The organism is Lysinibacillus sp. NPDC048646, assembly GCF_050272295.1.
GTDB lineage: Bacteria > Bacillota > Bacilli > Bacillales_A > Planococcaceae > Lysinibacillus.
Genome location: NZ_JBNNLZ010000001.1, coordinates 125,770 through 150,540, shown reverse-complemented (window position 1 = coordinate 150,540; position 24,771 = coordinate 125,770). Strand labels below are relative to the sequence as shown.

The 24,771-nt window shown below is 37.7% G+C and carries 19 protein-coding genes; 17 read left to right on the top strand and 2 right to left on the bottom strand.

Annotated elements, in window-relative coordinates:
- Position 1: 1 nt before the first annotated feature.
- The 17 genes from ACQKII_RS00700 to opp4C all read left to right on the top strand — a co-directional run bounded on the left by ACQKII_RS00700 (position 2) and on the right by opp4C (position 22,581).
- Entirely contained in the window at positions 2-1,279 is a 1,278-nt protein-coding gene (locus tag ACQKII_RS00700) for a dihydroorotase (protein ID WP_427455366.1), read from the top strand.
- Positions 1,279-2,379: a carbamoyl phosphate synthase small subunit gene (locus tag ACQKII_RS00695; RefSeq protein ID WP_427455364.1), complete on the top strand. Its 1,101-nt coding sequence runs from the start codon at positions 1,279-1,281 to the stop codon at positions 2,377-2,379. The genes ACQKII_RS00700 and ACQKII_RS00695 overlap by 1 nt, the downstream gene beginning before the upstream one ends.
- Positions 2,372-5,569 carry a carbamoyl-phosphate synthase large subunit gene (gene carB / locus ACQKII_RS00690; RefSeq protein WP_427455362.1) on the top strand — a complete coding sequence of 1,066 codons (3,198 nt, stop codon included), beginning with the start codon at positions 2,372-2,374 and terminating at the stop codon, positions 5,567-5,569. Before ACQKII_RS00695 ends, carB begins: the two co-directional genes overlap by 8 nt.
- A 1-nt stretch (position 5,570) precedes the next feature.
- A complete protein-coding gene (locus ACQKII_RS00685) occupies positions 5,571-6,344 on the top strand; it encodes a dihydroorotate dehydrogenase electron transfer subunit (protein WP_427455360.1) in 774 nt (257 codons plus the stop codon).
- A complete protein-coding gene (locus ACQKII_RS00680; protein WP_427455358.1) occupies positions 6,341-7,252 on the top strand; it encodes a dihydroorotate dehydrogenase in 912 nt (303 codons plus the stop codon). Before ACQKII_RS00685 ends, ACQKII_RS00680 begins: the two co-directional genes overlap by 4 nt.
- On the top strand, positions 7,252-7,956 hold the full coding sequence (gene pyrF / locus ACQKII_RS00675) for an orotidine-5'-phosphate decarboxylase (RefSeq protein ID WP_427455356.1): 705 nt from the start codon (positions 7,252-7,254) through the stop codon (positions 7,954-7,956). Before ACQKII_RS00680 ends, pyrF begins: the two co-directional genes overlap by 1 nt.
- Before the next feature lie 3 nt (positions 7,957-7,959).
- Entirely contained in the window at positions 7,960-8,589 is a 630-nt protein-coding gene (gene pyrE / locus ACQKII_RS00670; RefSeq protein WP_427455354.1) for an orotate phosphoribosyltransferase, read from the top strand.
- A 1,184-nt stretch (positions 8,590-9,773) separates the two neighbouring features.
- Positions 9,774-10,763 (top strand): ABC transporter ATP-binding protein, encoded by a 990-nt coding sequence (locus tag ACQKII_RS00665; RefSeq protein ID WP_427455906.1) that lies wholly within the window; start codon positions 9,774-9,776, stop codon positions 10,761-10,763.
- A 3-nt stretch (positions 10,764-10,766) separates the two neighbouring features.
- Positions 10,767-11,711 carry an ATP-binding cassette domain-containing protein gene (locus ACQKII_RS00660; RefSeq protein ID WP_427455352.1) on the top strand — a complete coding sequence of 315 codons (945 nt, stop codon included), beginning with the start codon at positions 10,767-10,769 and terminating at the stop codon, positions 11,709-11,711.
- 2 nt (positions 11,712-11,713) lie between these two features.
- A complete protein-coding gene (gene opp4B, locus ACQKII_RS00655) occupies positions 11,714-12,676 on the top strand; it encodes an oligopeptide ABC transporter permease (protein ID WP_427455350.1) in 963 nt (320 codons plus the stop codon).
- A 26-nt stretch (positions 12,677-12,702) separates the two neighbouring features.
- Positions 12,703-13,605: an ABC transporter permease gene (locus tag ACQKII_RS00650; protein WP_143997583.1), complete on the top strand. Its 903-nt coding sequence runs from the start codon at positions 12,703-12,705 to the stop codon at positions 13,603-13,605.
- A 13-nt stretch (positions 13,606-13,618) separates the two neighbouring features.
- Positions 13,619-15,412 (top strand): oligopeptide ABC transporter substrate-binding protein, encoded by a 1,794-nt coding sequence (locus ACQKII_RS00645; protein ID WP_427455348.1) that lies wholly within the window; start codon positions 13,619-13,621, stop codon positions 15,410-15,412.
- A gap of 1,356 nt (positions 15,413-16,768) precedes the next feature.
- Positions 16,769-17,764: an ABC transporter ATP-binding protein gene (locus ACQKII_RS00640; protein WP_427455346.1), complete on the top strand. Its 996-nt coding sequence runs from the start codon at positions 16,769-16,771 to the stop codon at positions 17,762-17,764.
- A 4-nt stretch (positions 17,765-17,768) separates the two neighbouring features.
- The gene (locus ACQKII_RS00635; protein WP_143997586.1) at positions 17,769-18,758 is read left to right on the top strand and encodes an ABC transporter ATP-binding protein; all 990 of its coding nucleotides are present in this window, start codon (positions 17,769-17,771) and stop codon (positions 18,756-18,758) included.
- Positions 18,759-18,822: 64 nt separating this feature from the next.
- The gene (opp4A, locus tag ACQKII_RS00630) at positions 18,823-20,550 is read left to right on the top strand and encodes an oligopeptide ABC transporter substrate-binding protein (protein ID WP_427455343.1); all 1,728 of its coding nucleotides are present in this window, start codon (positions 18,823-18,825) and stop codon (positions 20,548-20,550) included.
- Positions 20,551-20,693: 143 nt separating this feature from the next.
- Positions 20,694-21,659: an oligopeptide ABC transporter permease gene (opp4B, locus tag ACQKII_RS00625; protein ID WP_427455341.1), complete on the top strand. Its 966-nt coding sequence runs from the start codon at positions 20,694-20,696 to the stop codon at positions 21,657-21,659.
- 13 nt (positions 21,660-21,672) lie between these two features.
- The gene (gene opp4C, locus ACQKII_RS00620; protein WP_427455340.1) at positions 21,673-22,581 is read left to right on the top strand and encodes an oligopeptide ABC transporter permease; all 909 of its coding nucleotides are present in this window, start codon (positions 21,673-21,675) and stop codon (positions 22,579-22,581) included.
- A gap of 213 nt (positions 22,582-22,794) precedes the next feature.
- On the opposite strand, the gene ACQKII_RS00615 is transcribed toward opp4C, so the two are convergent.
- Positions 22,795-23,721, bottom strand: coding sequence for an ABC transporter ATP-binding protein (locus tag ACQKII_RS00615; protein WP_427455338.1), 927 nt, complete (start codon positions 23,719-23,721; stop codon positions 22,795-22,797).
- The gene (locus tag ACQKII_RS00610; RefSeq protein ID WP_427455336.1) at positions 23,714-24,769 is read right to left on the bottom strand and encodes an ABC transporter ATP-binding protein; all 1,056 of its coding nucleotides are present in this window, start codon (positions 24,767-24,769) and stop codon (positions 23,714-23,716) included. The genes ACQKII_RS00615 and ACQKII_RS00610 overlap by 8 nt, the downstream gene beginning before the upstream one ends.
- Positions 24,770-24,771 lie beyond the last annotated feature (2 nt).

The following is a 24,771-nucleotide window of genomic DNA, read 5'->3' as shown; positions in this document are numbered from 1 at the left end:
AATGACTAAGGTACTTCAAAATGTACAAATGTTAAACGAACAGGGCGAGCTAAATACCGTAAATATCGCCATGGCCGATGGAAAAATTACGGCAATTGGACAAGATGTAAATGTAGAGGGTGCTGAAATCATCGAAGGAAATGGATTGGTTGTGGCACCGGGTTTTGTCGATGTGCACACGCATTTACGTGAGCCAGGTTTCGAACATAAAGAAACCATTGCAACAGGCTCGGCTTCAGCAGCCAAGGGTGGTTTCACAACAATCTGTGCCATGCCAAATACGAAACCTGTACCTGACTCAGTTGAAAATATGCAACTTATTAACGGCTTAATTAAGGAAAGTGCAGTAATACGAGTATTACCATATGGTTCATTAACAAAGGATATTTCAGGTGAAGTTCGTACAAGCATTGACGAGTTAAAAGCTCAAGGTGCTGTAGCTTTTTCTGATGATGGTGTTGGCATCCAACTCGCTTCGACAATGTATGAACAAATGAAAGATGCTGCCAAGCACGATATGGTCGTAGTGGCACACTGTGAAGATAACTCACTGATTTACGATGGTGTTATGCATGAAGGTAAACGTAACGTTGAGCTTGGTTTACCAGGGATTCCATCCATTTGTGAATCTGTACAAATTGCCCGTGATGTTCTTCTTGCAGAAGCAGCAGGCGCACGCTATCACGTTTGTCACGTATCAACGAAGGAATCTGTGCGTGCAGTACGTGATGCAAAAGCAGCAGGCATCCGCGTAACTGCAGAAGTTTGCCCGCATCACTTATTACTTGAAGAAATGGATATTCCATCAGATGATGCCAACTGGAAAATGAACCCGCCATTACGTGGGGCAGATGACAAAGACTCCCTACATGCAGCCTTATTAGACGGTACGATTGACTGCATCGCAACAGACCATGCACCACATACAGTAGAAGAAAAATGCTGCGGCATGGTTGGCGCACCATTTGGTATTGTTGGCTTTGAAACAGCTTTCCCGTTGCTCTACACACAGTTTGTAGAAACGGGTAAATGGTCATTAAAGCAATTGATTGATTGGATGACTGTAAAAGCAGCACAAATTTTTGACTTACCCTACGGAACATTAGAAGTTGGTGCTTCTGCAGACTTGATTTTAATTGATTTAACGAAAGAACAAATAATTGATGCACAAGGTTTTGTATCAAAAGGTCGTAACACACCATTCAACGGCTGGGCTGCTAAGGGTTGGCCAGTTGTAACAATATTTGAAGGTAATATCGTATACCAGGAGGCAGAGTAATGAAAAAACGTTTACTTATTTTAGAAGATGGCACAGTATTCACAGGTACAGCGTTCGGAAGTGAGCGAGCTTCACAAGGTGAGGTCGTGTTCACAACAGGCATGACAGGTTATCAGGAAACAATATCAGATCCTTCGTTCTACGGACAAATTGTAACGTTAACATATCCATTAATCGGTAACTACGGTATTAACCGCGATGATTTCGAATCTATCACACCAGCCATACGTGGATTCGTTGTGCGTGAGTTAGCAAAAAAACCTTCAAACTTCCGATGTGATTTAACTGTAGATGAGTACTTAACATCAAAGGATATCCCAGGGATTGAAGGCATCGATACACGTAAATTAACGCGTATTATTCGTAACAAAGGTTCAGTAAAAGCAATTTTGACAGCGGCTGACGAGGAAGTAAATGTTGAGGAAGTCGTAGCAAAACTTCAAGTAACACCAGCGATCACACATCATGTTCGTGAAGTAACACCAAAAGCTGCTTATCCATCACCAGGTCGTGGCAAGCGTGTAGTGTTAATCGACTATGGGATGAAGCACGGTATTCTACGTGAGTTAAATAAACGTGACTGTGACGTACTTGTTGTGCCTTACAATACACCTGCAGAAGAAATTTTAGCATGGCATCCAGATGGTATTATGCTTTCAAACGGTCCAGGTAACCCAGAGGATGTAGAAGAAGGCATTGAAACAGTGCGCAATTTAATTGGAAAAGTTCCAATGTTTGGTATTTGCCTAGGTCATCAAATCTTCTCACTAGCAAGTGGTGCGCGAAGCTTTAAATTGCCATTCGGTCACCGCGGAGGGAACCATCCAGTAAAAGATTTACGTACGGGTCGTACTGATTTAACTTCTCAAAATCACGGCTATGCAATCGATATCGATTCATTAAAAGACACAGATTTAGAATTAACACATATCGCATTAAATGACGGGACTTGTGAAGGGGTTCGACATAAGCAATACCCAATCTTCACAGTACAATATCATCCAGAAGCATCACCAGGTCCAGAAGATTCAAATCACTTATTTGATGAATTTATCGAAATGATGGAAGTAGAAGCAGGGAAGGGGAAACAACATGCCTAAACGTACAGATATAGAAACTATTTTAGTAATAGGGTCAGGTCCAATCGTAATCGGACAAGCAGCAGAATTTGACTACGCAGGAACACAAGCTTGTCTTTCATTAAAAGAAGAAGGCTACCGTGTTATTTTAATCAACTCAAACCCTGCGACAATCATGACTGATACAGAAATTGCAGATAAAGTATACATCGAACCAATTACACTTGAATTCGTATCACGTATTTTACGAAAAGAACGTCCAGATGCAATCCTGCCAACACTTGGTGGACAAACGGGTCTAAACATGGCGATCGAGTTAGACGAATCGGGTATATTAAACGAACTGAACATCGAAATTTTAGGTACAAAATTAGATGCCATTCATAAAGCAGAAGACCGTGATTTATTCCGTAACTTAATGTATGAGCTAGGTGCTCCAGTACCTGAATCAGACATTATCCATAACATGGAAGAGGCGTATGCGTTAGTTGCACGCATAGGCTACCCAGTAATCGTCCGTCCTGCCTTCACACTTGGCGGTACAGGGGGCGGTATTTGCTATAACAATCAAGACTTAGAAGAAATCGTAACATCAGGTCTGAAATATTCACCTGTAACGCAATGTTTACTAGAAAAATCAATCGCAGGCTATAAAGAAATTGAATATGAAGTAATGCGCGATGCAGCAAATAACGCTATCGTCGTATGTAATATGGAAAACGTTGACCCAGTAGGTATTCACACTGGTGACTCGATCGTAGTTGCACCAACACAAACATTATCTGATCGTGAAAACCAAATGCTCCGTAATATTTCACTCGATATTATTCGTGCATTGGGAATCGAAGGTGGTTGTAACGTACAGTTAGCTCTTGATCCATATAGTTTCAATTACTACGTGATCGAAGTAAACCCACGTGTATCCCGCTCCTCAGCGTTAGCGTCTAAAGCAACAGGTTATCCAATTGCGAAACTTGCGGCTAAAATCGCTGTAGGACTTACATTAGATGAAATTAAGAACCCAGTAACAGGCTCAACTTACGCTTGCTTCGAGCCAGCACTTGACTACATCGTAGCGAAAATTCCACGTTGGCCATTCGATAAATTTGAATCAGCTAAACGTAATCTAGGGACACAAATGAAGGCAACTGGTGAAGTAATGGCACTAGGTCGTACATTTGAGGAAGCGATGCTGAAAGCAGTTCGTTCTCTTGAAACAGGTCAAGTACATTTGGAGCTTAAACACGCAGAAGACAACTCTGATTCTTGGATTGAAAAACGTATCCGTAAGGCTGGAGACGAACGTCTATTCTTTATCGGAGAAGCACTTCGTCGTGGTGTGACAATCGAGCAAATTCATGAATGGTCTGCAATTGACTTATTCTTCTTAAATAAATTCAAGAACATCGTAGATATGGAGCCAATACTTGCTAACAATAAAAACGATAAAGAGGTATTACGCACAGCAAAACGTCTTGGCTTTGCAGATAAAAAAATAGCAGAGCTTTGGGATACAACGGAATCAGCAATTTACGCTTACCGTAAAGAAAACGGCATTATTCCAGTGTACAAAATGGTAGATACATGTGCAGCAGAATTCGAATCAGAAACGCCATATTTCTACGGCACATACGAAGAAGAAAATGAATCTATCAAATCTGATAAGCCATCAGTAATTGTTCTAGGTTCAGGTCCAATCCGTATCGGTCAAGGGGTAGAGTTCGACTATGCAACAGTACACTCTGTATGGGCAATCCAAGAAGCAGGTTACGAAGCAATTATCATCAACTCAAACCCGGAAACAGTTTCAACGGACTTCTCAATTTCCGATAAATTATACTTCGAGCCATTAACAATCGAAGATGTAATGCATATTGTTGATCTTGAGCAACCAATCGGTGTTGTTGTACAGTTCGGTGGTCAAACAGCGATTAACCTTGCAGATAAATTAGAAGCAAACGGCGTGAAAATTCTTGGTACAACGCTAGAAGATATCGACCGTGCGGAAAACCGTGATAAATTCGAGCAAGCATTACATGAAATCGGCATTCCACAGCCACTTGGTAAAACAGCTACTTCTGCTGAAGAAGCGATTGTCATCGGTAAAGAAATTGGCTTCCCGGTGCTTGTCCGTCCTTCTTACGTGCTTGGTGGACGTGCAATGGAAATCGTATATAACGAAGAAGAACTAAAACACTATATGGAAAATGCGGTAGAAGCATCTCCAGATCATCCCGTTCTTGTAGACCGTTATTTAACGGGGAACGAAATTGAGGTTGATGCAATTTGTGACGGTGAAAATGTGTTAATTCCGGGTATTATGGAGCATATCGAACGTGCAGGAGTTCACTCTGGTGACTCAATTTCTGTCTACCCACCACAAAAATTAACACAGGCACAAAAAGATACATTAGTGGATTATACAACGCGTCTAGCTAAAGGTCTTGGCATCATCGGTTTAATGAATATTCAATATGTAATATCTCAAGGTGAAGTGTACGTAATCGAGGTTAACCCACGTTCATCTCGTACAGTACCATTCCTAAGTAAAATTACAAACATTCCAATGGCTAATATTGCAACGAAAGCGATTCTTGGTAAATCAATCGTGGAACAAGGCTATCCAACGGGCTTAGCGGCTGAGCAAAAAGGTGTATTTGTAAAAGTGCCAGTATTCTCATTCGCAAAATTACGCCGAGTAGACATAACATTAGGCCCTGAAATGAAGTCTACAGGGGAAGTAATGGGGAAAGATGCAACGCTAGAAAAAGCGCTTTACAAAGGCTTAGTTGCAGCTGGTATGGAGATTCGCACAGAAGGCACCGTATTATTCACAGTGTCTGATAAAGATAAAGAGGAAGCAATTGCACTGGCAAAACGCTTCTCAACAGTAGGTTACCGTATTGTAGCGACAGAAGGAACAGCGCGTAGCTTTGAAGCGGCAGGCGTGCGTACGGATGTTGTTGGTAAAATTGGTGCAAAAGGACAAACTTTACTAGATTTAATTCAAAATGGTGAGGCACAGTTAGTCGTAAACACATTAACAAAAGGTAAGCAGCCGGCACGTGATGGCTTCCGTATCCGTCGTGAGTCTGTAGAAAACGGCGTACCTTGCCTAACTTCACTAGATACAGCAGAAGCAATGCTACGTGTTATCGAGTCGATGACATTCACAGCAGAACAAATGCCAAAAGCGGAGGTAGTACACTAATATGATTCGTCAAGAGAAAATGACGGTCGTCTCACAAAAGCAAATTGCGACAAACATTTTCGAATTGACACTTCATGGGGAACTGGTGCAGGATATGACTCCTGGCCAGTTTGTCCATGTAAAGGTGTCTGATTCATTGGAGCCGCTTTTACGTCGACCAATCAGTATTGCTAACATAGACAAAGACAACAACGAATTTACAATGATTTATCGTGCGGAAGGTCGCGGCACAAAAGTTTTAGCGACAAACCGTGAAGGACAGCTAGTGAATGTACTTGGTCCTATCGGTAATGGTTTCCCTGTAGAGGCAGTGAAAGAAGGTGGCACAGCACTTTTAGTGGGTGGCGGTATCGGTGTACCGCCATTACATGAGCTGTCAAAACAATTAAATGCGCGTGGTGTCAAAACAATTCATGTGTTAGGCTTCCAAACGGAGGATGTTTGTTTCTATGAGGAGGAATTCAATGCACTTGGGGAAACACACTACGTGACAGTTGACGGCTCTAAAGGCACAAAAGGCTTTGTCACAAACGTATTAGAGTCACGTGCACCAGAATTCGATGCGTTCTATTCTTGTGGTCCTTTACCTATGTTAAAAGCATTAGAAGACTTCTACCCTGAAAAAGAAGGCTATCTATCATTTGAAGAGCGTATGGGATGCGGTATTGGTGCTTGCTTCGCATGCGTATGTAAAACAACCGATCAAATTGAAAAAGACTATGTCAAAGTATGCTCTGACGGTCCAGTATTCCCGAAAGGTACGGTGGCATTATGAGTCGTTTAAAAATCCAGATACCAGGCTTAGATTTGAAAAATCCAATTATGCCAGCGTCAGGGTGCTTCGGCTTCGGGCGTGAATATGCCCAGCTCTATGATTTATCAAAGCTCGGCGCTATTATGATTAAAGCAACAACAGTAGAAACACGTCCAGGGAACCCCACACCTCGCGTGGCAGAAACAGCAGCTGGTATGCTCAATGCAATTGGCTTACAAAACCCAGGTATTGAAAAAGTAATGAATGAGGAATTAAAGTTTTTAGAGAGCTATGATGTACCCATTATTGCGAATGTAGCCGGTACTGAAACTGAAGATTATGTGGAAGTAGCGCGCCGAATTTCTGCGGCTCCAAATGTAAAAGCGCTAGAACTTAATATTTCTTGTCCCAACGTGAAATGCGGTGGTATTCAATTCGGTACAGACCCAGAGACAGCACGTGAACTTGTGGCTGCAGTGAAAGCTGTTTCTGAAGTACCTGTCTACGTAAAATTATCACCGAACGTCACGAATATTGTAGACATCGCGAAAGCTGTTGAAGCTGGCGGTGCAGACGGTATTACCATGATTAATACGTTAATTGGTATGAGACTACACGAGCGCACAGGTAAGCCAGTGATTGCAAATGGCACAGGTGGTTTATCGGGCCCAGCGGTGAAGCCAGTTGCGATTCGTATGGTTTATGAAGTGTATAAAGCGGTCAATATTCCGATAATTGGAATGGGTGGCGTGACAGAAGCACAGGATGTCATTGATTTTATGTCAGCAGGGGCATCAGCAGTTGCAATCGGTACTGCTAACTTTGTCGACCATTTCGTTTGCCCAAACATTATTGATGAGTTACCTGCAAAGCTTGACGCATTGGGTGTCGAGTATATTTCAGAAATTATCGGAAGGAGCCACCGTTAATGAATACAAAACCAATCCTTGCACTTGATTTCCCGGGTGAAGCGGAAGTTTTTAAGTTTTTACAACATTTTAATGAACCGCTTTTCGTGAAAATTGGCATGGAATTATATATGCAGGAAGGTCCAGATATTGTGCGGAAGGTGAAGGATTTAGGCCATGATATTTTCCTTGATTTAAAGCTACATGATATTCCAAACACAGTTGGCTCTGCGATGAAGGGCTTAGCGAAACTGGGTGTAGATTTAGTAAATGTCCATGCTGCTGGCGGACGTCCCATGATGGAGGCGGCCCTAGAAGGCTTAGAAGCAGGTACACCAGTAGGTCGTGAACGTGCAGCATTAATTGCAGTGACACAACTTACATCGACAACTGAAGAGCAAATGCAAGCAGAGCAAAAAATCGCTTTATCACTACAGGAATCTGTTTTACATTATGCAAGTTTAACGAAACAAGCGGGTTTAAATGGCGTTGTCTGCTCGGTCCATGAAGCAAAAGCGATTGCAAAAGCCTGTGGTGAGGATTTCTTACGTGTTACACCTGGTATTCGTTTAGCAGGCGGCGACGCTCATGACCAAAAACGCATTGCCACACCAGATGGCGCAAAACATGATGGATCTTCATTAATAGTGGTTGGTCGTGCCGTAACAGGGGCACAAGATCCAGTAGCAGCATATAAAATCGTAAGCGAATTATGGGAGGCATAAATAATGACATTACAAAACGAAATCGCACATGCTATGTTAAAGGTAGGCGCGGTCCAATTAAATCCGACAGAGTTATTCACATGGGCATCAGGCATTAAATCACCAATATACTGTGATACACGTCTGACAATCTCAGATCCTGTCATTCGTAAACAATTAGCAAATGGCCTAGCATCTTTGATCAAGGAAAATTTTGCAGGAACAGAAGTTGTAGCCGGGACAGCAACAGCTGGTATTCCACATGCAGCTTGGGTAAGTGATATTTTAGACTTACCAATGGTCTACGTGCGCTCAAAAGCAAAAGAGCATGGCCGTGGCAACCAAATTGAGGGTAAATATGCAGCAGGTCAAAAAGTCGTAGTCGTAGAGGATATTGTTTCGACAGGCGGTTCTTCGATTACAGCAGTAGAAGCTTTACGTGCAGCAGGTTGTGACGTACTAGGAGTTGTTTGCGTCTACACTTACAATCTACCACGTGCTGAACAAGCCTTTGATGAAGCAGGCATTCAATACGTATCATTAACAAACTTCGATTACTTAATTGAAGCAGCAAACGAATCAGGCGCTATTAAAGAAGAAGATATTCCATTCTTAAAAGACTGGCATGCTAAATTGAAAGCAGGAGAGCTTTAATTAAAAAAGGGTGGTATAAATGTTTTTTTACCACCATTCCAGACTGTAGACACTCGAAAAATATCGAGTATGTTTACAGTCTTTTTTCTTTTAAAAAAGAGAGAAAGTTGATTCCACTACGGAGGACAAGTTCCGCGGGTGATCTTTAATATGGATCATTCTTAACGCCCCTTATCGTTGAATTTTCACAATTCTTCTTCTCCTAAATAATAAAGCAAATTAGTGAAAACTGTAAATATTATCTAATTTTACTATTGAATTATTTTTCTTAATATTTTTTGTATAGGAATAATAATTCCACAATTCCTCTTTAGTAATTAATTAATGAGGGATTTCTGAAAAAAACCTTATTGTAATTTTATATTTAATTTAGGCTCCCATCCCATAGCGAAGTTTTTTATCCTAATTTTTACCACCGAAACGCAGTTATATATGTAATGTTTTGAATATTTCTAATATTGAAATAATTTTAACGAGTTGCTAGTGACAGAAAATAATCGTAATTAAGTTGTAAGAGATATGTATATTTAAAGTGAAGAAAAAAGGGGGGAATATTTTTTGAATGTAATAATTTTTAAATTATTCTAGCAATACTTTAATGAGATAAATTATATTTAAATAATTACTATAACTTAAGTATATAACAACAATCAAGATTACACTATTATATAAATGGTTTGAATGGATGATTATGTATTCTAAATATTTTATTGAAATAATTAAATGGTAGGATATAAATTTTTTTGATTTATAAATGAAAAATAACTATGACACTATTTTTTTACAATTTCGATGATAATGTATAATCAAAATTTTATTTATTTTTACAATAATTTAAAAATTCACTTGATTTAACATGTTATTTCTAGATAAAATGATGTTATATTAATTGTCAGATAATTCTTTAGTTGGAAAAATAATTTAAAAAAGGGAGTGAACATAAAAAAACAACTTATAGAAAATAAATTACAAATTATATTTTTAGATGAATCTGTCTTGAATTTTCAGAAAATTGAAATGTGCAGGGTTGAATACATTAAGCAAACTAAAATATAAACATAAGCAATTCAATTTTAAAACGCTTACAATTCGGCGTCTATATTTTTAAAAGTGTAGTTACTATAAAAAATATATTATTTTGTATGATTTGATAGGGAGGTAATCGTGTGACAAATAATCATGAAATGATTATTGAGATTAATAATTTGCGTGCAAGTTTTCGGCGAGCAGACGAGTATTTCGCTGCAGTAGATGGTGTTAATTTGCGCGTTAGGAAAAATGAAGTGCTTGCAATTGTAGGTGAGTCAGGTTGTGGGAAAAGTACTTTAGCCACATCAATTGTGGGGTTACATAATCCTATCAACACAAAAATTGAGGGTGAAATATTATATAAAGGTAAAAATTTAGTAGAGTTAACAGAGCAGCAATTTACACAGTTACGCGGAAGTGACGTTGGTTTTATTTTTCAGGATCCTCTTGCAGCACTAAATCCGTTAAAGAGAATCGGTTTCCAAATTGAAGAACCGCTTATCTACCATACGGATTTAAATGAAACACAACGCCGTGAACGTGTTATGGAGTTATTACAACAAGTAGGTATACATAACCCGGAACGTATTTATAAGCAATATCCACATGAATTATCAGGCGGTATGCGACAACGTGTAATGATAGCGACAGCGATTGCATGTAAGCCACCCCTTATTATTGCGGATGAACCAACAACAGCACTAGACGTAACGATTCAAGCTCAAATCCTTGATTTATTAAAAGAATTACAAATAGAAACAGAGTCAGGCATTATGTTAATTACCCATGACTTAGGTGTAGTAGCTGAAGTAGCAGATCGTGTTGCAGTAATGTATGCTGGGCAAATTGTTGAAGAAGCACCAGTCGTTGAGTTATTTAGAAACCCTAAACACCCATATACACGTTCGTTACTGAACTCTATTCCTCAAACACATAAGGTAAATGAAAAGTTAGAGGTTATTCATGGTATGGTTCCTTCATTATTTAATTTGCCACGTGAAGGTTGTCGATTTGCAGCACGTATTCCATGGATTGACGAAAGCGTTCATGAGGAAAATCCAATATTACATGAGGTTGGGCCAGAACATTTCGTTCGTTGTACGTGTTGGAAAGACTTTCACTTTAAGACGGATGGGGGAAAATAGAATATGAGTTTTATGCAAATTAAAGATTTATGTGTGCATTATCCTATCCGTGGCGGTTTCTTCAATACTATTGTAGATCATGTTTATGCGGTAGATGGCATTAGTATGGAGTTTGAAAGAGGAAAAACTTATGGTCTTGTTGGAGAATCAGGATGTGGTAAGTCAACAACAGGGAAGGCAATTATTGGTTTAGAAAAAGTTACATCGGGCCAAATCATCTATGAAGGACAAGATGTAACGAAAATGCGTCGTAGCGGTAAATCAGGATTTAATCGTGACGTACAAATGATTTTCCAAGATTCTCATTCAAGTATGAATCCAAGAAAACGTATACGTGATGTTATTGCAGAGCCTATTCGAAATTTCCTTCGTTTAAGTGAGCAGGAAGAACGAAAACGAGTTAATGAGCTTTTGGCGATTGTTGGCATGCAGGAGGACGCCCAATATAAATATCCTCATGAATTTTCTGGTGGTCAAAAGCAACGTTTGGGTATTGCACGTGCTATGGCGTGTCGTCCCAAATTAATTATTGCAGATGAGCCTGTTTCTGCACTTGATTTATCCGTACAAGCACAGGTTTTAAACTTTATGCAAGATATACAAGAGGAATTTGGAGTAACTTACTTATTCATTTCACATGACTTAGGTGTTGTAAAGCATATGTGTGATGAAATTAATATTATGTATCGTGGACGTTTCGTAGAAAAAGGAAAAAGAGAAGATATTTATAATGACCCACGTCATATTTATACACACCGTTTACTATCTGCAATCCCAGATATCGAGCCTGAAACTCGTGTAGAGCGTAAGCAAGAGCGTTTGAAAGTAAGTCAGTATTATAAAGAAAATCAGCATAAATTTTTTGATAAGGACGGAAAAGTCTATCCTTTACAATCAATTTCAGATACACATGCCGTGGCATTAGCGTCGATTGAAGGAGGAATGTGATTATGTGGAAAACGGTTCTTCGAAGAGTCATCATCATGGTTCCACAAATTATTATCTTAAGTATGTTGGTGTTTATCATCGCTAAGCTAATGCCGGGTGATCCATTTACAGGTTTAATGGGACCAGAGACAGATCCTAATCGTATTGAGGAGTTACGGGCAGCAGCTGGCTTAAATGACCCGTGGTATCAGCAATATGCTAGATGGGTGACAAATGCAATACAAGGTGACTTTGGAAAAAGCTATACTTATCAGCGTAGTGTATCATCACTGATTGGTGAACGTGCACTTAATACGTTCTACTTATCATTAGTTGCAATGATTCTAACCTATTTAATTGCTATTCCATTAGGGCTTTTGGCAGGTCGTCACCAAGATTCTCGTTTAGACCGTGGAATCGTATTTTATAACTTTTTAAGTATGGCAGTACCTTCGTTCGTACTCGGTTTAATTTTAATTTATGTGTTCGGCTATAAATTAGGTTGGGTACCAACATCAGGTTCAGTAAATATATTAACAGAAAAAGGTTTTTTTGCTTATTTTTGGGATAAATTGTATCATATTATTACACCTGCTATTACAATGGCGATTCTGGGGACGTATACAATCATTCAATATTTACGTTCAGAAATTATTGATGCTAAAAACCAAGACTATGTAAAAACAGCGCGTAGTAAAGGTTTACCAATGAATAAAGTATATACACGACATATTTTCCGTAATTCATTAATTCCGATTGCAGCAGGCCTTGGATTCACTGTTACAGGGTTATTAGGCGGAACAATTTTTATTGAAACAATCTTTAGTTATCCAGGTATGGGAGAACTATTCATGTCTTCAATTGCGAGTCGTGACTATAGTGTAATCACAGCACTTATCGTGTTGTATGGTTTCTTGGGGTTACTTGGAAGTATGTTATCAGATATTATTTTAAGCATCGTAGACCCACGAATTCGTATCGACTAACTTGCAAAGAATAGAGGTGACTTTACATGGATAAAACAGAAGAGAAAAAATTAGAAGAACAACATCGCCCAGCTGTAGGTTTACAAGTCGTTTGGCGCGAGTTTAAAAAAGATAAAGTAGCGATGTTTTCATTAATATTTATAACATTATTAATAGCAGCAGTATTTATTACTAGCTTTATTATTGATGTTGAAGAAGTAATGAAAGTTAAATTACTAGGTCGTTTTGCGGAGCCGGGGGTAGATGGATACATTTTAGGAGCCGATGATGCAGGGCGCGATATTTTTGGACAACTAATTATCGGAGCGAAAAACTCTTTAATTATTGCTATATGTATTACGATTATTGCAGCAGTTATCGGTATAGCTATGGGTTTAATCACTGGCTATTACGCAGGTAAAGTTGACCTTGTTATTATGCGAATTATGGATTTCATTATGATTTTACCTACTTTTATGATTACGATTGCAATTGTTTCAACGCTTGATAAATATTCACCTATACACATCGTAATATTATTAAGTATATTTGCTTGGATTGGGAAAGCAAGGCTCATTCGTAGTAAAACGTTAACTGAGGCTCATCGAGATTATGTAAGTGCTTCAAAAACGATGGGTACAAGTGATTTTAAAATTATGTTTAGAGAAGTTCTACCAAACTTAAGCTCTATTATTATCGTTAACTTGACATTAAGTCTAGCTGGTAATATGGGTGCTGAAACGGGTCTTTCATTTTTAGGGTATGGCTTACCACCTTCAACACCAAGTTTAGGTACTCTAGTAAGCTATGCAAGAGATCCTGAGATTTTAGTAGATAAATGGTGGATTTGGTTACCTGCAGCATTATTTATTTTAGTAATGATGCTTGGTATAAATTATGTTGGTCAAGCGTTACGACGTTCGGCTGACTCAAGACAACGATTAGGTTAAGGAGGAAAGGTAAATGAAGAAAAAAAGTTTTTTTCTGCTGACTTTACTATTGACACTAGTTTTAGCACTAGCAGCATGTAGTGGTGGAAGCAAAGAATCTTCAAAAGATGGCAAAGATTCTGGTAAGAAAACAGAATCTCGTAGTTTCCCAATGGAAGTAGAGAATGAAGGAGAACCGATTAAAGGTGGTGTTTTACAAGCAGCTTTACCAAGCACATCACCGTTCAAGGGTATTTTCTTACAAGAACTCTACACAGATAGTAATGACTCATCGATTATGAAATTTGCAAGTAACATTATTTTTGAAAATGACGGTGACTTTTTAGTAACGGATAAAGGTCTTGCAACTCTAAAGGTCGACGCAGATGCAAATAAAGCAATTGTAAAAATACGTGAAAATGTAAAATGGTCTGATGGAGAGCCATTTACAATAGACGATGTTATCTTCCCTTATGAAATTATCGGTCATCCTGATTATGATGGTGTACGTTATGATGATGATTTCCAAAATATTGTTGGTGCTGAAGAGTACCATGATAAGAAAGCAGATACAATTTCGGGTTTAAAACGAGTAGATGATCATACATTAGAAATTTCGTTTAAATCAATTTCACCAGCAATTTACAGCGGTGGTGATGGATTATGGGGTTCAGCTGCACCAAAACATCAATTAAAAGATATTCCAGTGAAAGAAATGGTAAGCTCTGATGCGGTGCGTGTAAATCCGGTAACTTTAGGGGCTTTCAAGTTCGATAAAATTGTTAATGGTGAGTCAGTAAAATTCGTTAAAAATGAACACTATTGGAAGGGTGAACCTAAACTCGATGGTGTTGTAGTAAAAGTAGTTTCACCAGAAACATTACCGAAAGCATTAAATTCAGGAACCTACGACATAGCTGTTGGTGGTTTCCCAGGTTCTAAGATTACACAAATTGAAAATTCAAAGAACTTAGCAATCCTATCACGCCCACAATTAGCTTATAGCTATTTGAGCTTCAAGCTAGGTAAATTTGATAAAGCAAAAGGAATTAACATAACAGATGAAAATGCAAAATTAAGTGATCCAAAATTACGTCAAGCATTAGCTTATGCAATCGATGTAGAAGGTGTTAACGAAAAATTAAGTAATGGTATTCATACACGTGCGACAACGTTAATTCCTCCAGCATTCGCATCATTCCATACAAAAGATATGCAAGGTTTCACTCATGATGCTACAAAGGCGAAACAATTATTAGATGAAACAGGCTATAAAGATGTTGATGGCGACGGCATTCGTGAAGACAAAGATGGTAAACCATTTACAATTAAATTAGGTGCACAAGGTGGTACTGAGGTTCTAGAATCTACTATTGAATACTACCGCCAAAACTGGAAAGAAGTCGGTATCAATGTTGAATTAGCTTCTGGTCGTCTAATGGAGTTTAACTCATTTAGCGATAAACTTAAAAAAGATGACCCAGAGATTGAAATGTTCTTTGGTTCATGGGGTACAGGAACAAATCCATCTCCAAAAGGTTTATATGGTGAGGGTACATTATTCAACTACTCACGTTTTGTATCACCTGAATTATCTGCAATTTTAGATGATATCGATTCTAAAGAATCTATAGATTTAAATCATCGAAAAGATGCATTCCGAAAGTTTGAAGAGTATATGTTTGAACAGGCTACAACAATTCCAACTGTAGCAATTACTGAGATAATTCCAGTTAATAAACGTGTTAAGAACTATAATGTTGACTATGCAAATGAAACTCAATATCAAGACATCGAGTTAACTGCTGATGCTCCATTAAAAAACTAAATAGCACATATTTAAGTGTGAGAATGTAAAACTGTAGGCAAATTCCTTAAAAGGAATTTCCTGCAGTTTTTTTACGTGTGTTTTGAAAGCTACATGCTCTTTGCATACTGGAAAATACAGCTAATTTTGTTTGAATAAAAGTAAATGCACGCCCAAAGGAAATCTATATAATCAATTATGCCTCGGCATTATTGCGTCCGGAATCGGCTTTGTGCTTGCACAAAGAACTCCTTTCCGATTTCCGTGACATCCGCCGGAGGCTTTAACTTATTTCAGCGGATGTTTGTAGACCCGCTGAAAAGCAACTTAAACCCGCATTCATCTCACCACCTATAGAGTTGGGAGACTTCTGCTGAAAGAAGTTAAATTAGCCATGTGTGAGGCTCTCTGGGCTGTTTCAAGATTTCGGACCGTGCATTAACTAAAAGGGACAAGAAAAAGCGCTCGTTGTGATATCACATTAATGCTTCGGTCATTTACTCGATGCTAAACAACAAGGAGGCATTCAAAGAATCACAAATAAGTTAGTCCAAAAAGATTGAATAAAAGGTTACCCTTCAACAGATACCTTTACATTCTTTAAATTAAAACAGAATCACCATTATTTTTAGGTCAAGGAATTAAATGTTTTGGCAAAAAAAAAAAAGAGGTCCGTAACAAATCACTATAAAAAGTTAGATTAAATTATTTTTCTACTGTAATATTATTCACTTCAGGAAACCAATGTGTTAATAGAAAAAATTATATATTAATAGTGATTAGATAAGAAGTATAAATATGGGGAAATATAAAAAATCATCAAAAAACCTTTAATAGTCAAGAACACCGAATAAATGTAGATTTTATGAGGAAAAGAAATAAGAAATAATTTAATTGTTTACTATATTGAAATAATAAAAAAATGATACTTTAAGCCAATAAAGTGGAAATTGAACAAATATTCATTTAGGGAAAATAAAAATATATTAAATAAAATTGGAATAGTTGTATGGTTTATTTTGTATATAAGTTTATAGGGAATGTAAAAATTTGCTTGATTAAATGTGTTATTTCTAGATAAAATGATAGTACGCTTAATTATCAGAATATTATATCAGTTAGTGCATTGCGTTAATTTTCTTTGGAGGACAAAAATAATATTCTATTTACAAATTTTAGAGATTTATAAATTGATACTTTTTTGTTTTGAAATGATTTTAAAATAAGTTTATCAATATTGAAAATTTTTTCAGAATATTAAATTAATGAATCGTATGATTAAAAGTGATTTTTTTGTAAAAAAGATATTACTTAACACGGAATGTTTGATTCATTCCATAGGTTGTTTCAGTAAAAAATTAAAAGGTGTGATGTTAAATGAGCTTAATGTTAGAAGTGAAAAACCTTAAAACAGGCTTTGATATAGAGGGAGAAATATATCATGCCGTAGACGATGTTTCTTTTTCAGTAAAAAAACGGCAAATTGTTGGTGTGGTGGGCGAATCAGGTTGTGGAAAAAGTGTGATGTCACTGTCGATTATGCAATTACTGCCCAATGGGATTGGGCAAATTACAGGGGGAGAAATAAAATTTCAAGGGAAAAATATAGAAAGTCATTCTAACAATGACATGAATAAAATTAGAGGCAAAGATATCAGTATGATATTCCAAGAGCCTATGACCTCCTTAAATCCAGTTTTTACAATTGGATTTCAGATTGAAGAGATTTTGCAGAATCATAGTAATATCACAAAGACAGAGGCTAGAAGGAAAGCGATAGAATTATTAAAAGATGTTGGCATTCCAAGACCTGAAAAAATTGTGGATGAATATCCTCATCAATTATCAGGGGGAATGAGACAAAGAGTGATGATTGCCATTGCTATAGCTTGTCATCCACAGCTTTTAATTGCCGATGAGCCTACTACAGCACTAGATGTGACTGTTCAAGCCCAAATTCTAGAATTGCTTAAGAGCATTCAAGAAAAAAATGATATGTCCATCATATTGATTACGCATGATTTAGGTGTAGTTGCAGAAATGTGCGATGAAGTAATCATAATGTATGCAGGTAAAATTGTAGAAAAAACCAGTGTTGATAATTTGTTTTACAAGCCACAGCACCCGTATACAAAACTATTAATGGCATCCATTCCTAGAATAGATGAGGAAGTAGCGGAATTGACTACGATTCAAGGCATTGTGCCATCCCTAAAGAATATGCCCAAATCAGGTTGCCGATTTGTGGAAAGATGCCCGTCTGCAAAAGCAGAATGTAGTACGGTAACACCTCAGCTCGCTAACATAGGCCATGAACATGAGGTCTCCTGCTTACTATATGAGGGTTGCTATCCTAGAGAAGGTGTGAGGTAACAACATGACTGATACAACGATCAAACTCGACAAAGAAGATTTATTAGAAGTAAAAGAGTTAAAAACATACTACCCTATAAAAGGTGGATTCCTGAGAAAAACAATAGGCAATGTAAAAGCTGTAGATAATGTTTCTTTTTCAATAAAAAACGGCGAAACATTAGGTTTAGTTGGTGAATCAGGCTGTGGAAAGTCCACGACAGGACGAACAATTTTAAGATTATTAGACGCAACGGATGGACAAATAATCTTTAACGGTCAGGATATCACAAAGTTAAGAGGAAAATCTTTAAGAGAGATAAGAAAAGACATACAAATGGTATTTCAGGATCCGTATGCATCCCTGAATCCAATGCAGATGGTTGGCAGCGTTGTCTCTGAGCCTATTATGAATTTTCATAATAAATCATTAAAATCATTAAAAAAAGAAGTCGTGGAGTTATTAAGGAAAGTAGGTTTACCTGAAGATGCCTATTACAAATACGCACATGAATTTTCAGGAGGTCAGCGTCAAAGGATTGGTATTGCGAGAGCACTAGCACTTAGGCCAAAGCTAATTATTGCAGATGAACCAGTATCAGCTTTGGATGTTTCTGTCCAATCTCAAGTTCTTAATCTATTAAAAGAGTTGCAAGATGAATTTGACTTAACATTTTTATTTATTGCGCATGACTTAAGTGTTGTAAAACATATGAGTGATCGCATCGGCGTTATGTATCTGGGAAATATTGTTGAAATCGCAGACAAAGAACATATTTATGATGAACCAATGCATCCTTATACACAGGCCTTAATATCAGCAATCCCAATACCTGATCCTAGAAAGAAAAGCACGCGTATAGTTTTACAAGGTGATGTGCCGAGTCCTGCTAATCCTCCTCAAGGGTGTCCGTTCCATCCAAGATGTCCACAGGCAATGGCGGAATGTTCATTGACTAAACCATCTTTAAAGGAGGTGAAGCCTGGGCATAAGGTTGCTTGCCACTTATATTAAAAGTAGGTGAGAAGAAAGAGTATGTATATGAATGTCAAAATAAAAAAATCACGGGGGGAAACGAATGAAAAAATCAGCATTATGGGCTTTCATGCTTATGCTAGTTATGGCATTATTCCTAGCAGCATGTAATAGCGACACAACTACAACTAAAAAAGCGGGAGAGAAAGATAAGGAAGAACCAGCACCAACAACTACTGAGGCAAAAGAGGGTGGCGTCGTTACATTTGGTACTGACCAAGCGCCTGAAGGTGTATTTGATCCTGCCTATGCAGGAAGTATTGTTGATAGTTATATCCAGAATTTTTCAATGGACGGCATCTATGATGTAAATGATGATTTAGAATATATGCCAAATTTAGCAAAATGGGATATTAGTGAAGATAAACTAACGTATACGTTCACTTTCGAAAAAGGTGTAAAGTGGCATAATGGTGAGGAGTTAACAGTAGATGACTGGGTATTTGCCTTGGAAACATTAGCAGATCCAGCTTATGATGGTGAGCGTTATAATTATGCTGAAAACATTAAAGGGGCAAAGGCAAAAAAAGAGGGGAAAGCTGATTCAATTGAAGGAATTGAAGTAGTAGACCCATACACGGTTAAAATCACTTTTGAAGAAGTGAAAATTAACAACTTAGAAAATATTTGGCAATATCCAATGCCAAAGAAACACTATGAAGGCATTGCTATTAAGGATTTAGGTGAATCCAAGCAAGTTCGTGAAAATCCTGTTGGCTTAGGGCCATTTAAAGTGAAAAAGGTTGTTGATGGAGAGTATTCTGAATTAGAGCGTTTTGATGATTACTGGAAAGGTAAACCACAGCTTGATGGAGTAATTGTAAAGGTAATTGATCCGTCGTTAGCTGCTGGTGCGTTCCAAAACGGCGAAATTGATATCATGGATATTAGACCGCAATCGGTAAAAGAGCTTTCAGCATTAGATAATGTTCGTATCGAAGAAACGCCAGGAGTAAGCTACTCTTATATTGGGCTTCGATTTGGTCACCGAGATAAAGCTGCACTTACAAATGTAGCAGACTTTGATAAATTCAAATCAAAAGAATTACGTCAAGCTTTATTGTATGCAATTAACCGTCCAGCAATGATCGATGCTTTCTTAGAAGGAAAAGCTGAAGTTGCGAATACTGTTATTCCACGTACTTTCTGGATTGCTGCTGAAGAATCTGAATTAAACCAATACGAATTTAATCAAGAAAAGGCTAAAGAGCTTCTAAAATCTGCAGGTTATGTAGATAAAGATGGAGATGGATTCGTAGAAGATCCACAAGGGCAGCCATTCAAAATTTCATTTGGTCACTATGCAGGGCCTGCTGCTTTCGAAGGCCGTTCACAAGCGATTATTCAAGCATGGAATGATATTGGTGTGAAAACAGAATTAGCAACGGGTACTTTAATTGAGTTCAACTTATATAATGAGATGAAAAATAATGATGATGCGGCATTAGAGGCATTCTTTGGTTCTTGGAGTACAGGTGCTGACCCTGATCCATCAGGACTTTGGGCAAATGATGCAGAGTGGAACTATGGTCGTTGGGTAGACGCTGAAAACAAAAGACTATTAAAAGAAGGCTTAAGTGAAGATGCATTCGAGAAAGAATTCCGTAAAAATGTTTATATTGAATGGCAAAAATACTTCAACGAAGAAATGCCAGCTCTTCCATTATGGGAAAACTTAGATTTATATGGTATCAATAATCGCCTACAAGGTGTGCATATCAACGCTGTTGGTTTCCAAACAGATGTTCACAAATGGCACGTTGCAGAATAAGACACAGTTAAATTTTTAAGGGTCTGTTAGCACCCCGTAAGCTAGCTGTGTTCAAAAGAAGAAAAAACTTACTAATATTAAGCCCCCTAGATTATAAAGGGGGCCTGCTATTAGTAAAATTTTATTTGATAAGGGGACGTCACATGCTTCAATACACACTTCGAAGACTACTCGGCATGATTCCATTGTTACTCCTTATTTCAGTAGTTGTGTTCTTCTTAGCAAAAATGATGCCAGGAGATCCGTTTGGGGGAGAAATTGATCCATCAAATACAAACCCACAATACATCGAAGAAATGAGAGAAAAATTAGGCTATAATGATCCAATTATCGTGCAATACGGAAGATGGATTACTGATTTTGTACAAGGGGATTTTGGAAAATCAACGGTCTATAAAAAATCTGTAATGGAAGTGATTGCACAACGAATTCCGAATACAATATTTCTGGCCATAACGTCATTAATTTTCACGTATATTTTTGCTTTTATCATGGGCATGTATGCGGGGAGAAAACCTTATACACTCGGTGATAATGTAATTGCTTCCTATAATTATTTAGCATTAGCAATCCCTTCATTTGTAGCGGGAATTGTTGCCATTTATTTTTTCTCGTTTAAATTAGGCTGGTTCCCATTCAGCGGCTCAGTAGGTGTTGGGTTAGAGGAGGGAACATGGGCGTATTACCAAAGCAGGTTTCATCATGTGTTATTACCTGCCCTCGTATTAGGATTAATGGGAACGGCTTCCTATACGCAATTTTTACGAAACGATATTATTGAAAATAGTAGAAAAGATTTTGTAAGGACAGCAAGAGCAAAAGGAACGAAAGAATCTAGGATTTATAATAAACATATTTTAAGAAATTCGATTATTCCGATCGTTACATTTCTTGGTTTTGATATCGCCACTTTAATCAGTGGTGCGGTGATTACAGAAACAATTTTTACTTATCCGGGAATAGGTGCACTCTTCTTATCCTCTGTGGGTAGTAGAGACTATGCAGTAATGATGTCGATAACTATGTTACTTTCATTCTTAACACTTTTTGGGAATTTAATAGCCGATTTATTATATGGTGTAGTAGATCCGCGAATTAGACTAGATTAAGGAGGGGACACATGTGGAGATCGTAACAAATCAAGAAGTTTCAACATCAAAAACACCAAATAAAAGCCCCTCTCCATGGGTGATTGCAAGAAGAAAGTTCGTTAAAAATAAATTAGCGATGGTTAGTCTTATATTTTTAGTAATCGTTATCATTCTGTCTTTTTTAGCACCCTATATAACGACAAAAGATATTGTTCGAATAGATTTCATGAAAATTAGCCAGCCGCCTTCTAGTGAGCATTGGCTTGGAACAGATACAAATGGACGTGATGTCTTTACACGGATGCTCTATGCTGGAAGGTCCTCATTAACAGTGGGATTGGGATGTATGTTTTTTATTGTATTGATTGGGACAACTATGGGCTCAATATCAGGGTATTTTGGGGGCAAATTAGATCAAATTTTAATGCGTTTTACTGATTTTGTCTTAATGTTCCCATTTTTAGTATTTGTTATCGTTTTAAATACGATTCTTGTAGGGAAAGTTTCAGGTTTATGGACATTGATTTTTGTCATTTCGATTTTAAGCTGGGGGGGTGTTGCCCGGATTGTAAGGAGTCGAATTCTTGCTGAAAAAGAAAATGAATATATTTTAGCTGCAAAATCTATTGGCTGTAAATCATCGAACATAATCATGAAACATTTATTACCTAACGTTGCTTCAACCATTATTGTACAGGCTACCTTATTAATGGCAGTAACAATTGTAGCGGAATCTGCTTTAAGTTTTTTAGGGTTTGGTGTCCCAGCAGATACACCAAGCTGGGGGAATATGTTAGCTGAAGCTAGGAACTCTGATGTCCTTAGAGATAAGATTTGGATATGGATGCCACCTGCAATCGCTATTACATTAGTGATTTTATCAATAAACTTTATTGGGGAAGGCTTGAAAGATGCTATGAACCCTAAATCAAGAAGGTAAGCGATCTAGTTACGTAAAATCATTAGCTAACGTTGTATCTTGGTATTCACTAAAGGTATAGACACCTAAAAAAGTAATGAATAACTACTTTTTTAGGTGTCATATTTTTTTATATTTATCTTGAAAACACAGAAGAATGCGCAATAATGGATAAACGCCTAGTAAGGACATGAAAAAATCCATCCAACAATAAATGTAGGATGGATAAAGTTACTATCTTTCGGCAATCCAAGTCTTTACAATGTCAGAAGTACCATAAACGTAATGTTGTTCGCCGACTTCATGATATGTCGCACTATCGTCTACTTCTGTATGCTGATATGGAATACGTTGACGACGCTTTTCAGACATTGGATCTGGCAGTGGAATTGCTGATAATAATGATTTTGTATATGGATGCACAGGATGATTATAAATATCATCTGCTTTACCGATTTCCATGATTTGCCCACGGTACATAACAGCGATACGATCACTGATGTATTTTACCATGGATAAGTCATGGGCAATGAAAAGATAAGTTAAGCCGCGTTCTTTTTGTAGTTGTTTTAATAAGTTAACAACTTGTGCTTGAATGGATACGTCAAGCGCGGAGATTGGTTCATCGGCAATGATAAACTTAGGGTCTAAGCTTAGAGCACGCGCGATTCCGATACGTTGACGCTGACCACCTGAGAATTCGTGAGCATAACGGTTAGCGTGCTCTTTGTTTAAACCAACAGCTTCAAGTAGCTGAGTAATTTTTTCACGACGTTCTACTTTGTTTTTATAAAGGCCATGAATATCAAAAGCTTCACTAATGATTTCACCGGCTGTCATACGAGGATTTAAAGACGCGTATGGATCTTGGAAAATCATTTGCATTTGACGATTGAAATTCTTTAAATCATTCTTAGATTTTTTACCATGTACGTTTTCACCGTCGAAAATAATTTCGCCACCTGTAATATCATATAGACGAATAATAGAGCGACCAGTCGTCGATTTACCGCAACCAGATTCACCAACAAGTCCAAGTGTTTCGCCTTCATATACATCGAAGCTGATACCATCAACTGCTTTAATAGGGTTACTTGGAGTTCCAAAGTGTTGCTTTAAGTTTTTAATTTCAAGTATTTTCTTTGCACCCGATTTAGTCATTGAACTGTTCCTCCTTTGCTAGAAAGCCCTCGATACGTTTAGCAACAGCATCTGGAAGTGGAATTTTTGGTGCATCAGGATGCAATAACCAAGTCTTTGCAAAATGTGTTTCACTCACTTGGAACATAGGTGGCTCTTGTTCATAATCAATGGCCATTGCGAATTCATTACGAGCCGCAAAAGCATCTCCCTTAGGTGGGTGAATTAAGTCTGGTGGTGAACCAGGAATCGTACGTAACAGCTCATCGGCATTATTATCTAAGTCTGGCATTGAGCCAAGTAATCCCCATGTATAAGGATGCTTTGGATTATAGAAAATATCGTTTACTGTACCGTATTCTACGATTTGACCAGCATACATAACGGCAACTCGGTCAGCAACGTTAGCAACTACGCCTAAGTCATGCGTAATGAAGATGATAGATGTTTTAGAATTCTTTTGAATTTCTTTCATTAATTCTAAAATTTGTGCTTGAATTGTTACATCTAGAGCTGTTGTAGGCTCATCGGCAATGAGAAGCTTTGGATCAGCCGCAAGCGCAATAGCGATAACAACGCGTTGTCGCATGCCACCTGAAAATTCATGTGGATATTGATTATAACGCTTTTCAGGGAACGGAATCCCTACTTGTGTTAATAGTTCGATCGCGCGTTTTTTCGCTTCGTCTTTCGAAACTTTTTTGTGTTGTAAAATTACTTCAGTTATTTGACGTCCGACCTTCATTGTCGGATTCAAACTCGTCATCGGATCTTGGAAGATCATAGCAATTTCATTTCCGCGTACTTTGGACATTTCTTTATCGCTTAACGGAATTAAATCACGGCCATTGAATAAAATTTGTCCTGAATCATAAATGCCAGGTGGCTGTGGGATTAGTTTCATTAAAGCGTTACTCGTAACACTTTTACCAGAACCAGACTCTCCAACGATCGCTAATGTTTCACCTTCACTTAAATCAAAGCTTACACCACGTACGGCATGTACAATACCTGCGTAGGTTTTAAAATTTACTTTTAAATCTTTTACTTCTAATATTTTTTTACTCATTT

Bases quoted from the DNA above. Each gene is read 5' to 3' on its own strand.
- ACQKII_RS00660 (WP_427455352.1), top strand. From the start codon at position 10,767: ATGAGTTTTATGCAAATTAAAGATTTATGTGTGCATTATCCTATCCGT.
- ACQKII_RS00680 (WP_427455358.1), top strand. From the start codon at position 6,341: ATGAGTCGTTTAAAAATCCAGATACCAGGCTTAGATTTGAAAAATCCA.
- pyrF (WP_427455356.1), top strand. From the start codon at position 7,252: ATGAATACAAAACCAATCCTTGCACTTGATTTCCCGGGTGAAGCGGAA.
- opp4B (WP_427455341.1), top strand. From the start codon at position 20,694: ATGCTTCAATACACACTTCGAAGACTACTCGGCATGATTCCATTGTTA.
- ACQKII_RS00695 (WP_427455364.1), top strand. From the start codon at position 1,279: ATGAAAAAACGTTTACTTATTTTAGAAGATGGCACAGTATTCACAGGT.
- ACQKII_RS00610 (WP_427455336.1), bottom strand. From the start codon at position 24,769: ATGAGTAAAAAAATATTAGAAGTAAAAGATTTAAAAGTAAATTTTAAA.
- ACQKII_RS00650 (WP_143997583.1), top strand. From the start codon at position 12,703: ATGGATAAAACAGAAGAGAAAAAATTAGAAGAACAACATCGCCCAGCT.
- carB (WP_427455362.1), top strand. From the start codon at position 2,372: ATGCCTAAACGTACAGATATAGAAACTATTTTAGTAATAGGGTCAGGT.
- ACQKII_RS00645 (WP_427455348.1), top strand. From the start codon at position 13,619: ATGAAGAAAAAAAGTTTTTTTCTGCTGACTTTACTATTGACACTAGTT.
- ACQKII_RS00640 (WP_427455346.1), top strand. From the start codon at position 16,769: ATGAGCTTAATGTTAGAAGTGAAAAACCTTAAAACAGGCTTTGATATA.
- ACQKII_RS00700 (WP_427455366.1), top strand. From the start codon at position 2: ATGACTAAGGTACTTCAAAATGTACAAATGTTAAACGAACAGGGCGAG.
- ACQKII_RS00615 (WP_427455338.1), bottom strand. From the start codon at position 23,721: ATGACTAAATCGGGTGCAAAGAAAATACTTGAAATTAAAAACTTAAAG.
- ACQKII_RS00665 (WP_427455906.1), top strand. From the start codon at position 9,774: ATGATTATTGAGATTAATAATTTGCGTGCAAGTTTTCGGCGAGCAGAC.
- ACQKII_RS00635 (WP_143997586.1), top strand. From the start codon at position 17,769: ATGACTGATACAACGATCAAACTCGACAAAGAAGATTTATTAGAAGTA.
- ACQKII_RS00685 (WP_427455360.1), top strand. From the start codon at position 5,571: ATGATTCGTCAAGAGAAAATGACGGTCGTCTCACAAAAGCAAATTGCG.
- pyrE (WP_427455354.1), top strand. From the start codon at position 7,960: ATGACATTACAAAACGAAATCGCACATGCTATGTTAAAGGTAGGCGCG.
- opp4A (WP_427455343.1), top strand. From the start codon at position 18,823: ATGAAAAAATCAGCATTATGGGCTTTCATGCTTATGCTAGTTATGGCA.
- opp4B (WP_427455350.1), top strand. From the start codon at position 11,714: ATGTGGAAAACGGTTCTTCGAAGAGTCATCATCATGGTTCCACAAATT.